Here is a 15269-nt window from a genome sequence, read left to right as displayed (position 1 = left end):
GATGACGAAGGCTCAACCCGACTGGCTCGCGCTCGCGACGCGCTTCGCGCAATTGCCCGACGCGCAGCGCGCGGTGTTCATCGACAAGCTCGGCGCGGCCGGCATCGATTTCCGCATGCTGCCGATCCCGCCGCGCACGCCGCGCTCCGAGCGCGTGCCGGCATCGTTCGCGCAGACGCGGCTGTGGCTGCACGCGCGCTTGATCGACGCGCCGGACGCCTATCACATCACCGAACGGCTCGCGCTGACGGGCCCGCTCGACGCGCATGCGCTGCGGCTCGCGTGCGATGCGCTGATCGCGCGCCATGAAGCCCTGCGCACGACCTTCGACGAAACGGAGGACGGCGTCGCGCAGACGATCCATCCGCCGCTGCGCTGCCCGTGGCGCGAGACCGATCTCGAAGCGTTGCCCGACGCGCAGCGCGTCGCGCGCGCCGAAAGCGTCGCGATGGCCGATGAAGCCGCCGCGTTCGATCTCGGCGCGGCACCGCTCGTGCGCGCACACCTGATCCGCTTCGACGCGACGCATCACTGGCTCGCGCTGACCGTTCATCACATCGTGTCGGATGGCTGGTCGTCGGACGTGATGCTGTTCGAACTCGCGGCGTTCTATCGCGCGTATACGTCGGGAGAGCCGGTGCCGCTCGGGCCGCTGCCGATCCAGTACGCGGACTATGCGTTGTGGCAGCGCCGCTGGCTCGATGCGGGCGAGCGCGACCGGCAGCTGGCGTTCTGGCGCGAGCGGCTCGACCCGCAGCGCGGCGTGCTGACGCTGCCCGGCGCGGCCGCGCGGCCCGCGCGCCGCAGCGCGCGCGGTGCACGTCACGTGTTTTCGCTCGACGCGCGCATCGGTGCGCGGCTGCGCGCGTTCGCGGCCGCGTCGGGCGCGACGCCGTTCGCGGTGCTGCTCGCGGCGCTCGATGCGCTGCTCGCGCGTGCGACCGGCGATGCGCGGATCTGCGTCGGCGTGCCGGCCGCGAACCGCGAACGCGCGGAAACGACCGGCCTGATCGGCTTCTTCGTCAACACGCTCGCGATCGATGTCGACGTGCCCGCGCACGGCGATTTCTCGTCGCTGGTCGCACGCACGCAGCGCGCGCTCGTCGATGCGCAGATGCACCAGGACGTGCCGTTCGAGCAGGTCGTCGACGCGCTCGGCGTGCCGCGCAGCGCGAGCCACCATCCGCTGTTCCAGGTGATGGCCGCATATGGCGAGCGCCGCGCGCTGCCGGCGCTAGGCGCGGCATCGGCAACGTTGCTGCCGTCCGGCACGCCGTCCGCGAAATTCGACCTGACGCTTTCCGTCGAGGCGACGCCCGACGGCACGTTCGACGCCGCGTTCATCCACGCGCTCGACCTGTTCGACGGCGACGCGATCGCGCGGCTGGCCGCGCGCTTCGTCACGCTGCTCGCCGATGCGCTCGCGCGCCCCGACGTGCCGGTCGGCGATCTCGACTGGCTGCCGGCCGACGAGCGCGCGCAACTGTTCGCGTGGAATGCGCCGGCGGGTGCGGCCGAAGCCGAACCGTTCGTCCCCGTGCACGCGCGCATCGCCGCGCATGCGCGGGCACGGCCCGACGCACGCGGTGTCGCCGACGTCGATCGCGCGCTGACGCGCGGTGAGGTCGACGCGCGCGCGGCACGCATCGCGCGCAACCTCGTCGCGGCCGGCGTGCGGCCTGAAATGCGCGTCGGCGTCGCGCTGCAGCGCTCGGTCGACCTGCTGGTCGCGCTGATCGCGGTGCTGAAGTCGGGCGCCGCGTTCGTGCCGCTCGATCCGGCCCATCCGCGCGAACGCCTCGCGCAGATCGTCGGCGATGCGGGCATCGCGCACGTGCTGACCGACGGCGCGAGCGCCGCATCGCTGCCGGAGCTGCCGGCGCTGCGCGTCTGGCGCGCGGACGAAGTCGACGCGCTCGACGAAGCCGCGGACGTCGCGCTGCCGGACGTGCTGCCCGGCCATGCGGCCTACGCGATCTACACGTCGGGCTCGACCGGCAAGCCGAAGGGCGTGATCGTCGATCACGCGGCGTTCGCGCGGCATTGCGTGGCGATCGCCGAGCGCTACGGCGCGGGCGAGAACGACGTGTTCCTGCTGTTCCAGTCGGTCAACTTCGACGGCGCGCACGAAGGCTGGTTTTCGCAATACCTGTCGGGCGCCGCCGTGTCGGTGACGGCCGATGTGCTGTGGCCGCCCGCGCAGACCTGCGCGATGATGATCCGCGACGGCGTGACGATGACCTACGTGCCGCCCGGCTGCGCCGCGCAGCTCGCCGAATGGGCGCTCGCGCACGGCGCGCCGCCGACGCTGCGCTCGCTGACCGTCGGCGGCGAAGCCACGTCGCGCGAAGCGTTCGCGATGCTGCGCCGCGCGATGCCGAACGTGCGCGTGGTCAACGGCTACGGCCCGACCGAAACCGTGATCACGCCGACGCTGTGGATGTTCCGCCCGGGCGACGATCTCGCGAAGCTGGGCGACGCCGCGTATCTGCCGATCGGCACGCTGGTCGGCGCGCGCACCGCACACGTGCTCGACGCGCGGCTGCATCCGCTGCCGGTCGGCGTGATCGGCGAGCTGTACCTGGGCGGCGAGGGGATCGGCGTCGCGCGCGGCTATCTCGATCGTCCCGCGCTGACGGCCGAGCGCTTCGTGCCCGATCCGTACGGCGCGCCGGGCGCGCGCCTGTACCGCACGGGCGACCTCGTGCGGCGTCGCGCGGACGGCGTGTTCGACTTCATCGGCCGCGTCGATCATCAAGTGAAGCTGCGCGGGCTGCGCATCGAGCTCGGCGAGATCGAGGCGCAGCTGGCCGCACACGATGCGGTGCGCGAAGCGTGCGCGGTCGTGCACGGGCAGGGCGCGCAGGCGCAGCTCGTCGCCTACGTCGAACTGACCGCCGACGCGCAGGCGGCCGCGCAACCGGTCGAGGCCGCGACGCTCGACGCGCATCTGCGCCGCACGCTGCCGGACTACATGGTGCCCGCGCAACTGATCGTGCTCGACGCGCTGCCGCGCAACGCGAACAGCAAGGTCGACCGTGCACGGTTGCCGGCGCCGGTGCGCGTCGAACGCGCATACGAAGCGCCGCACGACGGCGACGAAACCGCGCTCGCGGCGATCTGGCGCGACGTGCTGAACGTCGAGCGCGTCGGTCGCGGCGATCATTTCTTCGAACTCGGCGGCCATTCGCTGGCGGCGGTGCGCGTCGCGACGCGCGTCGCCGAGCGGCTCGGCCGCGACGTGCCGGTGCGCGCGCTGTTCGAAGCGCCGGTGCTCGCGCAATACGCGCGCCAGGTGGCCGACGCGCCGCGCGCCGCGCATGCCGGTGCCGCGGCGCCGGGTGTCGCGGTGGTCAAACCCGATGCGCACGGCGTATGGCCGCTGTCGCCCGCGCAGCTCGGTCTGTGGTTCCTGTGGCGCGCGCAGCCGGACAGCGCCGCGTACAACATTCCGGTCGCGCTGCGCGTGTGCGGTCCGCTCGACGTCGAAGCACTGCACGCGGCGTTCTCGGCCGCGGCGGCCGCGCACCCGGCGCTGCGCACGCGGCTCGTCGCGCGCGACGGCATGCTGCCGGGCCAGCGGATCGAAGCAGACGTTTCCGTCGAAATGCCGGTCATCGATCTGTCGGCGCAATCCGACGCGCTCGCCCGCGCGGCGGCGCTGACCGATGCCGACGCGCTCGCACCGTTCGATCTCGCGGCCGATGCACCGCTGTGGCGCGCACGCGTGCTGCGGCTCGGCGCGGACGATCACGTACTGTCGGTGACGATCCATCACATCGTTTCGGATGGCGAATCGATCGAGCTGTGGCTCGACGCGGTGCGCGCAGGCTATGTCGCGTTCGTGCGCGGCGAAGCGGAATCGGTATCGACACCGCCTCACGACATGTCGCTCGCGCTGCCCGCGCCGTGCCACCCGGCCCGCGTCGCGTACTGGCGCGACGCGCTGGCCGATCTGCCGCCGTCCATACTGCCGCAGCGCGCAAACGCGCCGGCCGTCCCGCAATGGCGTGCGGCGCGCGTCGCGTTCGAATTCGACGCATCGCTGATCCGTGCCGCGCGCGCCGCCGCGTCCGCCGCGCACGCGACGCTGCCGATGCTGCTGCACGCGGCGCTCAACACCGCGCTGTTCCGCGTGACCGGTGCGGCCGATCAGCCGGTCGGCGTGCTGGCGTCGACGCGCGAGCTGACGGGCGACGCCGCGCGCCATGCGCTCGGTCTCTTCATCAATTCCGTGGTCGTGCGCACGCGGCTCGACACGTCAGCCTGCCGCTCGGACGTGCTCGCGCAGGTGCGCGATACGGCGCTCGCCGCGTATGCGCATGCCGACGTGCCGTTCGCCGACGTCGTCGCCGCGCTGCGCGCGCCGCGTGCCGCAAACGCCAATCCGCTGTTCCAGGTGATGTTCAACTACCTGCGTCCGACCGGCACCGCCGCGCGCGACTGGGCCGGCCTGGCGCTCGCCGGGTTCGACGACGTGCGTCATCGCGTCGTGTTCACGCTCGAGCTGGACGTCGTCGAGCATCCGGACGGCCGCGTGAGCGCCGCGTTCTCGTATGCGGACGAACTGCTCGACGGCGCTTTCGTCGATGCGCTCGTCGACCTCTATCACGACGAAGTCGCGCGTTTCGCCGGTGCGCCGGAAGCGGCGCTCGGCGCGCCCGACGCGTTGTTCGCCGCGTCGACGGCGGTTGCTGTCGCACGGGCCGGCAGCGCGGCGACGCGCGTCACGGCGGCATCGCGCGCGCCGGACGCCGCAGCCGCGCTCGCCGCGCTGTGGTCGGACACGTTCGCGACGGCCGCGCCCGCGCCCGATGCCGATCTGTTCGAAGCCGGCGCGACGTCGTTGGACGTCGTGCGCTTCGTCGACGCGGCCGGCCGCGCCGGGCACGCGCTGACGGTGGCCGACGTATTCGCGTCGCCGACGCTCGCGGCGCTCGGCGCGCATCTCGATGCGTCGGCCGGAACGGAGCAGGAGGTGCGCGATGCTGGCTGAAGTGCGTCCGGACGGATTCACGATGCCGGACACGTGCCGCCTCGCGTTCGCGGACGGCCTGTTCGCCGCGCGCGACGACGCGGAGATCCGCGTCGCGCACGGCGACGGCATCGGCGCGCAGTTGCTGCGCGCGCAGCTCGCGGACGACGGCACGCTGCGCCTCGTCGCGTACAACCATCGCGCGGCGCCGGGCGACCAGCGGCGCGCGTTGCTGGCCGCGCTCGCCGCCGCATTTTCCGACGACGCGCGTCGTGCAGCGATCCGGCTCGACCCGGCCGCGTGGCCGGCGGTCGCGCTCGACGCGCTGCGCGCGAGCGGCGTGCTCGCCGACGGCGGCCTGTGCATGCGCGAAGGCTGGGCGCAGCAGGCCGATCTGTGGCGCGTCGGCACGCCGCTGCCATGCGCGACGCTGCCGATGCTGACCGACGGCCGGCGGCATCCGCGCCGGCCGCCCGCGCCGCGCGGCGACGTGTATGCGCGCGACCTGCCTGCACTCGGCGTGCGCTTCACGCTGCGCGGCTGGCAGCCGGGCGAGGACGCCGCGCGCCTGGCGCACTGGTTCGACGAGCCGCGCGTGCGCGACGGCTGGCCGGGCACGCAACCCGGCGTGGACGGCACGGCGCCCGATGCCGATCCGCACGTGAGCCCGCTCGTCTGCTGCTTCGACGGCGAACCGTTCGCGTACGTCGAGGCGTTCTGGCTGAAGGAAGACCCGCTCGCGCCGCACGTCGGCGCGCGCGATTACGACCGCGGGCTGCGGATGCTGGTTGGCGCATCGCGCTGGCGCGGCCCGCATTGCGTGGCGGGCTGGCTGCCGTCGGTCGTGCATTACCTGTTTCTCGACGATCCGCGCACCGAAGCGGTCGGCTGCGCGGTCCCGGCCGGCCGCGCGCGGGTCGTCGACACCCTCGCGCGGCACGGCTTCGCGCGGCAGCGCCGCCTGGCGCTCGCCGACGGGCAGCCGCTGTGGATGCGCACGCTGCGCGAAACGTTCTTCTCCGGCCGTCACGTCTGACGGGCCGGATTCACCGACAAGGGAGCTGAGAGACATGCAGAGAGAAACCGTATTCGACCTGATCGGCGTCGGCTTCGGGCCGTCGAACCTGGCGCTGGCCGTGCGCCTCGCGGAACGCAACGGCACGCGTCCGTTCGCGCATTGCTTCGTCGAACGCCAGCCGGAATTCGGCTGGCATCGCGGCATGCTGCTCGACGACTGCCGGATGCAGATCTCGTTTCTGAAGGATCTCGTCACGATGCGCGATCCGAAAAGCCGCTACACGTTCATCAACTACCTGTTCGAACGCGGCCGGCTGAACGAATTCGTCAACCTGAAGAACTTCTATCCGACCCGCGTCGAATTCCACGACTACCTGAGCTGGGTCGCCGACGCCTTCGACGAGCACGTCCATTACAGCGAAACCGTCACGGCGATCGAGCCCGTGCGCGGCGACGGCGCGCGGATCGACGCGCTGCGCGTGCTGTCGCGCGACGCGGCCGGCCGCGAGCGCCAGCGCGTGACGCGTGCGCTGTCGGTCGGCGTCGGCGGCACGCCGGCGGTGCCGGACGCGTTCGCCGCGCTCGGCCGCGATCGCGTGATCCATTCGTCGTCGTACCTGACCGACATCGACCGGCTGGTTGCCGCGCCGGACGGCGAGCGCCGCCGCGTCGCGGTGATCGGCGCGGGGCAGAGCGCGGCCGAGGTGTTCATCGACCTCGCACGCCGTTTCCCGCACGTCGACGCGAGCCTCGTGATGCGCGCGGGCGCATTGAAACCGGCCGACGACAGCCCGTTCGTCAACGAGATCTTCAGCCCCGAATTCACCGACGTCGTCTACGCGCAGCCGCACGACGCGCGCCGCGCGCTGCTCGAGCGCTATCGCGACACCAACTACGCGGTGGTCGATCGGCCGCTGATCGAGCAGATCTACGAAATGCTGTACCTGCAGCGCATCGACGGCACGCCGCGCCATGCGCTGCTCGCGAACAGCGCGATCGAGGCCGCGGTGCGCGCCGGCGACGGCCGCATCGAGCTGACGCTGCGCGACCGGATGAACGGCGCGACGCGCGTCGAACGGTTCGACGCGCTCGTGCTCGCGACCGGCTACCGGCGCGACACGCATTCGGCGCTGCTCGAAGGGCTCGCACCGCATCTGGGCGATGCGCTCACGCGCGGCGACGTCACGCGCGACTACCTGCTCGCGACGCCCGCGCACTTCGCGCCGCGCATCTACCTGCAAGGCTGCTGCGAAGACAGCCACGGCCTGTCCGACACGCTGCTGTCGGTCCTGGCGCGCCGCGCGGACGAGATCTGCGCGTCGCTCGAGGAAGGGATCGCGCCCGCCCATGACGATGGCGCGGCCCGGGCACTGCATGAACAACGACATCAAGACGGGGCGAGCGCGGGCCGCATGGCTTTCGCTCTTTGACAAAGGCGCGGTCGGAGACCGCATCAAGAAAGTGGAGCAGAGAAAGATGGAGTGGGCAACAGGCACGCGTGTGCGTGCGATCGCAGCCGCGGCGAGCGTGGCGTTCGGGATGGCGGCAGGGCACGCATATGCCCAGACGGCGCCGGCCGTGAACGCAGGCGCCGCGGCGTCGGGCGGCAATGCGCAGAACGGTGCGGCGGTCGGCGCATCGGTCGGCGCGCAGAACGGCTCGACATCCGGCACGCTGCCGGCGATCAACGTCAACGCGGGCTCGGAGGGCGACGGCACGGTCGGGCTCGTCGCGAAGCGCAGCAGGACCGGCACCAAGACCGATACCGCGCTGAACGAGATTCCGCAGACGATCAACGTCGTCACCGCGCAGCAGATCGAGATGACCGGCGCGACCGACGTGAACGCGGCGCTGCGCTACGTGCCGGGCTTCTCGTCATACGGCTCGGACAACCGCTCCGACTGGTACGCGGCGCTGCGCGGCTTCACGCCGACCGCGTACGTGAACGGCCTGCAGGTGCCGAACACGCTGAACCTGTCGAGCTGGCGCGTCGATCCGTACATGATCGACAGCATCACCGTGCTGCGCGGGCCGACGTCGGTGCTGTACGGCGCCGGCGACCCGGGCGCGATCATCGACGTGCAGACCAAGACGGCCGACGGCGAGCGCGTGCGCGAAGCCGGCGTGCAGTTCGGCAACTACGCGCGCAAGCAGTTCATGATCGACGTCGGCGACAAGCTCGACGCGGACGGCAAGTACGCGTACCGGTTCGTCGGCGTCGCCCGCGACGGCAACGCGCTGACCGGCCCGAACAACGACCAGCGCGTCGCGCTCGCGCCGTCGTTCCGCTGGCGCCCGGACGCGGATACGTCGCTGACGCTGTCCGCCACGTACCTGCAGGACTGGGGCGACATCTCGTCGAACTTCCTGCCGGCGCAAGGCACGGTGCTGCCGAACCCGAACGGGCAGCTCGACAAGGACGTCTACGGTGGCGACCCGAATTTCAACTACTACCGCAAGAAGCAGTGGTCGCTCGGCTACCAGTTCGAGCGGAACCTGAATCCGATGTGGACGTTCCGCCAGAACGTGCGCTGGATGCACCTGTCGCTCGACAACGGCTCGGTGTTCGGCGCGGGCTTCGCCGACGGCAGCCTGACCGACATCAACCGCTGGGCCGGCGTGTTCCAGACGAACTACAGCCGCTTCGACATCGACAACAACCTGCAGGGCCGCTTCGGCACGGGGCCGCTCGAGCACACGCTGCTGCTCGGCTTCCAGTACAACCGGCAGACCGCGACCGACAGCGAATGGCTGGCCGCCGCGCCGACGCTGAACATCTACAACCCGGTCTACACGCCGGTGACGCTGTCCGTGTTCTCGCCGCCGAACACCACGTATCGCACCAACACGTACACGACGATGAACACGTTCGGGCTGTACGTGCAGGACCAGGTCAAGTGGAACCGCTGGACGCTGACGCTCGGCGGCCGCGAGGACTGGGTCAACCAGCGGATGGACGACCGCGCGGGCGGCACGCAGTCGAAGGCCGACATCACGGCGTTCACCGGCCGCGTGGGCCTCACGTACCAGGGCGACTACGGGCTGTCGCCGTACGTCAGCTACGCGACGTCGTTCAACCCGCTGATCGGCGTGAACCTGTATGGCGGCGGGCTGCCGCAGCCGACGCGCGGCAAGCAGATCGAGGCCGGCCTGCGCTGGCAGCCGCCCGGCAAGAACCTGATGCTGAGCGCGGCGATCTACCAGATCAACCAGACCAACGTGCTCACGTCGACGCCGCTCAATCTCGATCCGTCCGGCACGACGTCGGTCCAGACCGGTGAAGTGCGTTCGCGCGGGATCGAGCTGAACGCGACCGGCAAGCTCACGCGGAACCTGTCGCTGATCGCGTCCTACGTCTACCAGGACGTGAAGAACGTGAAGGCCAACGACGCGTCGCTGAACAACTGGCCGGTCGACATTCCGCGGCCGCGCCAGATGGCGTCGCTGTGGGCGGACTGGACGTGGCACACGGGGCCGCTCACGGGCTTCGGCCTGGGCGGCGGCGTGCGCTACCAGAGTGCGTCGGCCGGTGCGGCGGACAACTCGCTGACGGTATCGAGCTACACGCTGTTCGACGCGGGCGTGCATTACGACACGCGCAACTGGCGCTTTGCCGTGAACGGGACGAACCTGTTCAACCGCCATTACATCAGCGGTTGCCAGTCGACGAGCGTCTGCGTTTTCGGGACCGACCGCACGGTGATCGCCACCGCGAAATACAACTGGTGACGCCGCGCGCCGTGGCGCGCCGGCCGGCCTTCGGGCCGGCGCGGGCGGGCCGCGGCGCCGTCGTCCGCTTTTTCCACGACGCCTCCATGCCGAAGAAAAATCTCGTCTACATCCAGTCGCTGCGCAACGGCGCGGCCGATCGCGCCGGCCAGCCGGTCGCTTACCAGGGCGGCACGCGCTACATGAAGGCGCCGCTCGAATTCCTCGTCGAGCGTCTGAACGACTCGCCGCTCGGCGAACGCTATGCACTCCAGGGCGTGATCGTCGACGACGACGAGGGCTCGCCGGCCGACCGCGCGAAGGTCGCCGACTACGGCTTCGCACGCACGCCCGGCCGCCCGTGGATCCTGCCCGACGGGCTGACCGTGCAGGGCAGGCCGGTCGACGAACTGTTCTGCACGATTGCGTCGACGTACCGCCGGCTGCCGCGCGATGCGCGCGAGCGCGTGACGGGCAAGCAGGCGTTCGAGCGGCGCCTGCTCGAACGCCTGCTCGAACTCGACGCCGACGTGGTCGTGCTCGACGGGCTGCTCGTGATCCTCGACGAGCTCGTGCGTCCCGGCGCGCGCTTTCATCGCCGCATCGCGAACATCCACCCCGGCATCACGGCCGACGATTCGCCGTACCAGCGGCGCGGCGCGTGGGCGACGCTCGACGCGCTGCACGGCGCGCGCGGCGAACGGGTCGACTGGGCGAGCGGCGCGACCTCGCGCGTCGAACCCGTGACGATGACGGGCGCATCGTTTCACTACGTCGACAACGGCATCGATTCCGGTGAAGTGATCTGCGACGTGCTCGACACGCCGATCGCGCCGGACGACACGATTCTCGAACTGCGCTGGAACAACTTCCAGCGCAGCCTGTTTCCGGCGCTCGAGCGGGGGCTGCACATCCTCGCCGATCGCCACGACGCGGGAGCACTGTGATGGAAGACACGCTGACGAAACCGGCCGACAAGGAAGCGGACGCCGTCGAAGGCGAGGTGGCCGCGGCGCTCGACGGCGCCGCGCACGGGCAGGAGCCGCCCGCCGCCGAGCGCACGCTCGACGCTTGGCGGCCCGACGATGCGCCGGCCGCGCTGCTCGCGGAGTTCGTCGCGCTGTTCAATACGGACACGCGGCACGATGCGGCGACGGTGTCGGTGCCGCACGGCGGCGCCGATCCGGCGGCTATCGCGTCGTACGTCGCGCGCGCGGTGCGCGACGGCGTGATCGACGACGCACGGATCGTGGGCGACCGCCTGCGCCTCACCGCATCGCGCGCGACGTTCTGGCAGAACCCGCGGCCGTGGCTGAAGGCGCCCGCGTCGGGCGGGATGCCGCTGCGCTACACGATCACGAACGGCCACCGGCATCCGGTGCGGCCGCCGTCGCCGGCCGGCGAGATCTATGCGCGCCACATGCCGCAGGTCGGGATGACGTTCAGCCTGCGCACCGTCGACATCGATGCGCATGCGCAGCTGTTCAGCGACTGGATGAACCTCGATCGTGTCGCGCATTTCTGGGACCAGCGCGGCACGCTCGACGAGCACGCCGCCTATCTCGCGGAGCGGCTCGCCGATCCGCACATGCATCCGATGATCGGCTATTTCGACGATACGCCGTTCGGCTATTTCGAGTTCTACTGGGCGAAGGAGGACCGCCTCGCGCCGTTCTACGACGCGCATGACTTCGATCGCGGGCTGCATCTGCTGATCGGCGATTCACGCTTCCAGAGCGCGGGCAAGCTGCATGCGTGGTGGAGCGGGGTGCTGCACTACATGTTCGTCGACGAACCGCGCACGCAGCGGCTCGTCGGCGAGCCGCGCGTCGATCACGTGCGGCATATCGCGTACATGCACCGGCTCGGGTTCTACACGCTGAAGGAGTTCGACTTCCCGCACAAGCGCGCGGCGCTCACCGTGATGGAGCGCGATACATTCTTCGACACGTTCCGGTTGCCGTGACGAAGCATGCGGAACGCGTGACGGCGTTTGTCGCGCGGCCGCACGTCACGTCCGGGGAACGGGCGAATCGGCGAGAAAAGCGTCGCGGAACGCGTCGAGATAGCGGTCGGCGTCATCGTTGAATTCGCCCGGCAGCAGCGCGAACGCGCGGGCCTGCAGATCCTGCCGGAGCGTCGCGTAGATCGCCGCGTCGGATAACAGCGCGCGGATCGCATCGTGCGTGTGCGGCGAAGCAATCCGCCTTGCGTCGCGCGCCAGCAGCGCGGCCGCGGCCAGCTCAGGCTGGAAACCGTGCTGCTCGAGCAGGTCGGGCGCGACGTCCCAGATGCGCTCGCGATTACCCGCGTCGTGAAAATGCGTGAGCAGGAACAGCAGGTCGTACGCGTCGCTGTTCTGGCGTGCGCGCCGGTCCTTCCACGCGAGCAGCTTCAACAGCGCCAGGGCCGGCAGGCTCGCCACCGGCACCGCGATGTCGGCCGCGATCGACACGACCAGCGCCGTATCGACCGCTTCCTGGAAGCCCAGCACGTTCAGCACGAAGTCGCCGCCCGGTGGCCATGCGATTTCGCCGGGGGGCGCCTCGAGCGGCCCGAACGGCACGAGATCGAGCTCCGTGCGAAAGCCTTGCGTCCCGCTGTCGAACAGCAGTTTCTGCTGATGCTTCGGCGCGCGTGCGAATTGCTCCGTCGCGACGAGGGCATCGACGAGCCGTTCGTGAAACGGCCAGCTCACCGCGCACACGGCGACGTCGACGTCCCGCGTCGCACGCACCGGCCGGATGCCGTGGACATGCCACATCAGGATGTCGCGCGCGGTTGCGCCGGCGACGACGAATGCCGCGTCGAGCTGCGCGCAAGCCGTACGGACCGCCTGCAGCAACGCGACCGCCGCCGGTTCGAGCGGTCGGCGCGCGTCGACTTCAAGCGGGCGGGTGGGCGAGGTATCGGTCATGGATGTGTTCGGCGGCGGCAAGATTGCGGCTGTCTCCGGACGAGACGAGATCCGCGTAGATCAGCAGCGGCGGCACGAGCGGCACGTCCTGCTCGCGCCAGTCGAGCGCCGGCGACGGCGGCCAGAATGCTTCGAGCAGCTCGACGTCGCCGCGCTCGTCCGGGCGCAGGCGCGCCTGGAGCAGCAGGCGGTTCGACACCGCGCCGTGCGTATAGACGGTGACGGCGGCCGGCTTCAGGTCGTGCGTCAGCAGGTCGGCCGCGGGTTCGCCGCCGAGCCGCGCGTCGAATGCCGCGAAATCGAAACCGCGCCACCAGTCGGGCGCGAGCGCGGCAAACCGCCGGCTCGGCAATTTCGCGCGCAGGCGGCTCGGGTACAGCGCGACCCATTCCTGCACGAAGCGCGGCCAGTCGGTAAACGCGCGTTCGCCGTTGCGCCGCTGCGCGATGAGGCCGCGTGCGATCAGATCGTCCATCGCGAGATTGACCGTGCCGAGCGCGACGCCCGACGCGGCGGCGATCGCGCGGAGCGGTTGCGTGACGAGGCCCGGCTGCGTCGCGAGCGCGAACATCACGGCGAGCCCCTTGGGCGTCGTCGCGCGCGATGCCTGCCGGCGTGGCGTGCGTGCAGGTTTCGGCCGGCCGGAGATCATCACGGTCGCCTCCGGCTGGATCAGGCATGCGTTGCCGGCGGTATCGATGAACGGGATGTCGTGCTCGATCAGGCGGGCGGCCAGGTCGGCCGAAAAATACGGCGCGACCAGCATCAGCGGCCGCTCGGCGGACGCTGGAGGCGCGCGGCGGCGTAACGCGGCGAGCGCGCCGGGCAGCGATTCGACGCCGACGCTCACCGCCACCGGCATCTCGAATGTTTGCCCGGCAATGCCGAAGCGGATCATCGCGTCGGCATGCGCGTTGTATGTGGCCGGCACGCGCACGGGCCGGGCGTCGAAGCGCCGGGTCGCGCGTCCGAACGCGGCACAGGCTTCATCGAGCACGTGCTGTTCCGAGATCGGCAGGGTGGCGTTCTTGGGCATCGGGGTGGATCGCCTGTTCACTTTTTCACGAGCGTACACAAAAAATGTACGGCCGTCAAAAAATGAACAAAGATGCTCAACCCGTTGATGTGACGGAATTATTCCGGAATGACGAACGGCAACCAACACGCCCTCCCACCTGAAAAATCGAGACGGAACACGCAGTGTCGCGAACCCCGACCGCAGGCGGCAGTCGCCCGAATGGCCGGTTTCCTTCCGCCGTACGATCCGTCGCGCATTCGTCGCGCGCCGCGACGATCGACAGGCAACCCCTGGTTGCCGCCGTGACGACTTTCTGTCTGTCCGGTTGCCGTTCAACCGACTATCCTTGCCTGCACCTTCCCCACGAAACCCAGGAGACGACACCGTGACGCACAGCGTGATCCCCGCAGGCCTCGCCGACGAAATGATCGAGATCCGGCACCGCATTCATGCCCACCCCGAGCTGGGTTTCGAGGAATTCGCGACGAGCGACCTCGTCGCCGGGCAGTTGCAGGCGTGGGGCTATACGGTGCATCGCGGGCTCGGCGGCACGGGCGTCGTCGCGCAGCTGAAGGTCGGCAACGGCACGCAGCGCCTCGGCCTGCGCGCCGACATGGACGCGCTGCCGATCCACGAATCGACCGGCCTGCCGTACCAGAGCACGATCCCCGGCAAGATGCACGCGTGCGGTCACGACGGCCACACGGCGATGCTGCTCGCGGCCGCGAAGCACCTGGCGCGCGAGCGCCGCTTTTCCGGCACGCTGAACCTGATTTTCCAGCCGGCCGAGGAAGGACTCGGCGGCGCGAAGAAAATGCTCGACGACGGGCTGTTCGAGCAGTTTCCGTGCGACGCGATCTTCGCGATGCACAACATGCCGGGCTTCCCGACGGGCAAGTTCGGCTTCCTGCCGGGGCCGTTCATGGCGTCGTCGGATACCGTGATCGTCGACGTGCAGGGGCGCGGCGGCCACGGCGCGGTGCCGCACAGGGCGATCGACCCGGTCGTGGTGTGCGCGCAGATCGTCGTCGCGCTGCAGACGATCGTGTCGCGCAACGTGTCGCCGCTCGACATGGCGATCGTCACGGTGGGCGCGATCCATGCGGGCGAGGCGCCGAACGTGATTCCCGACCGCGCGCAGATGCGCCTGTCCGTGCGCGCGCTGAAGCCGGAAGTGCGCGACCTGCTCGAGGCGCGCATCAAGGAAGTCGTTCATGCGCAGGCTGCGGTGTTCGGCGCGACCGCGACGATCGACTACCAGCGCCGCTACCCGGTGCTCGTCAACGACGCGCAGATGACCGCGTTCGCACGCGGCGTCGCGCGCGAGTGGGTCGGCGAGGCGAACCTGATCGACGGAATGGTGCCGCTCACCGGCAGCGAGGATTTCGCGTTCCTGCTCGAGAAGCGGCCGGGCTGCTACCTGATCATCGGCAACGGCGACGGGGAGGGCGGCTGCATGGTGCACAACCCCGGTTACGACTTCAACGACGCCGCGCTGCCGACCGGCGCATCGTACTGGGTCAAGCTGGCCGAGACGTTCCTGGCGTGACGCCGCGGCGCATCGACGCGGGCGCCACCGCCCGGCACGCGCCAACACGGCCGTGAAACCGGGCGCGCGGGATGCGCGCGAATTT

Annotated in this window: 9 protein-coding genes; 7 read left to right on the top strand and 2 right to left on the bottom strand. The window is 70.5% G+C overall.

All coding sequences use genetic code 11. The features are described 5' to 3' along the window. The first annotated feature begins 1 nt into the window (after nt 1). From WS45_RS19805 to WS45_RS19780, 6 genes are all read left to right on the top strand, one after another. Nucleotides 2-4996, top strand: a complete 4995-nt coding sequence (locus tag WS45_RS19805; RefSeq protein ID WP_059701228.1) for a non-ribosomal peptide synthetase — start codon at nt 2-4, stop codon at nt 4994-4996. Next, nucleotides 4986-6011, top strand: coding sequence for a GNAT family N-acetyltransferase (locus tag WS45_RS19800; RefSeq protein ID WP_059701224.1), 1026 nt, complete (start codon nt 4986-4988; stop codon nt 6009-6011). Before WS45_RS19805 ends, WS45_RS19800 begins: the two co-directional genes overlap by 11 nt. 34 nt (nt 6012-6045) lie before the next feature. Then, the gene (locus tag WS45_RS19795) at nt 6046-7422 is read left to right on the top strand and encodes a lysine N(6)-hydroxylase/L-ornithine N(5)-oxygenase family protein (protein ID WP_059691732.1); all 1377 of its coding nucleotides are present in this window, start codon (nt 6046-6048) and stop codon (nt 7420-7422) included. A 46-nt stretch (nt 7423-7468) separates the two neighbouring features. Further along, on the top strand, nt 7469-9721 hold the full coding sequence (locus tag WS45_RS19790; protein WP_059701222.1) for a TonB-dependent siderophore receptor: 2253 nt from the start codon (nt 7469-7471) through the stop codon (nt 9719-9721). Between the two features lie 86 nt (nt 9722-9807). After that, nucleotides 9808-10647, top strand: a complete 840-nt coding sequence (locus tag WS45_RS19785; RefSeq protein ID WP_059524550.1) for a formyltransferase family protein — start codon at nt 9808-9810, stop codon at nt 10645-10647. After that, nucleotides 10647-11666, top strand: a complete 1020-nt coding sequence (locus WS45_RS19780; protein ID WP_059701220.1) for a GNAT family N-acetyltransferase — start codon at nt 10647-10649, stop codon at nt 11664-11666. Before WS45_RS19785 ends, WS45_RS19780 begins: the two co-directional genes overlap by 1 nt. Before the next feature lie 45 nt (nt 11667-11711). Here WS45_RS19780 and WS45_RS19775 read toward each other — a convergent pair whose 3' ends face one another. Both WS45_RS19775 and WS45_RS19770 read right to left on the bottom strand, forming a co-directional pair. Then, nucleotides 11712-12617, bottom strand: a complete 906-nt coding sequence (locus WS45_RS19775; RefSeq protein ID WP_059701218.1) for a nucleotidyl transferase AbiEii/AbiGii toxin family protein — start codon at nt 12615-12617, stop codon at nt 11712-11714. Continuing rightward, the gene (locus WS45_RS19770; RefSeq protein WP_059701216.1) at nt 12586-13653 is read right to left on the bottom strand and encodes a type IV toxin-antitoxin system AbiEi family antitoxin; all 1068 of its coding nucleotides are present in this window, start codon (nt 13651-13653) and stop codon (nt 12586-12588) included. The genes WS45_RS19775 and WS45_RS19770 overlap by 32 nt, the downstream gene beginning before the upstream one ends. 367 nt (nt 13654-14020) lie before the next feature. Between WS45_RS19770 and WS45_RS19765 the strand changes: the two genes are divergently transcribed. Beyond that, entirely contained in the window at nt 14021-15184 is a 1164-nt protein-coding gene (locus tag WS45_RS19765; protein ID WP_059701214.1) for a M20 aminoacylase family protein, read from the top strand. The last annotated feature ends 85 nt before the right edge of the window (nt 15185-15269 follow it).

The sequence above is a fragment of the Burkholderia sp. RF2-non_BP3 genome (assembly GCF_001522185.1).
In the GTDB taxonomy this organism is placed as follows: domain Bacteria; phylum Pseudomonadota; class Gammaproteobacteria; order Burkholderiales; family Burkholderiaceae; genus Burkholderia; species Burkholderia diffusa.
Note: the sequence above shows the minus strand (reverse complement) of the source record. Positions and strands in the feature narration are given on the sequence as shown.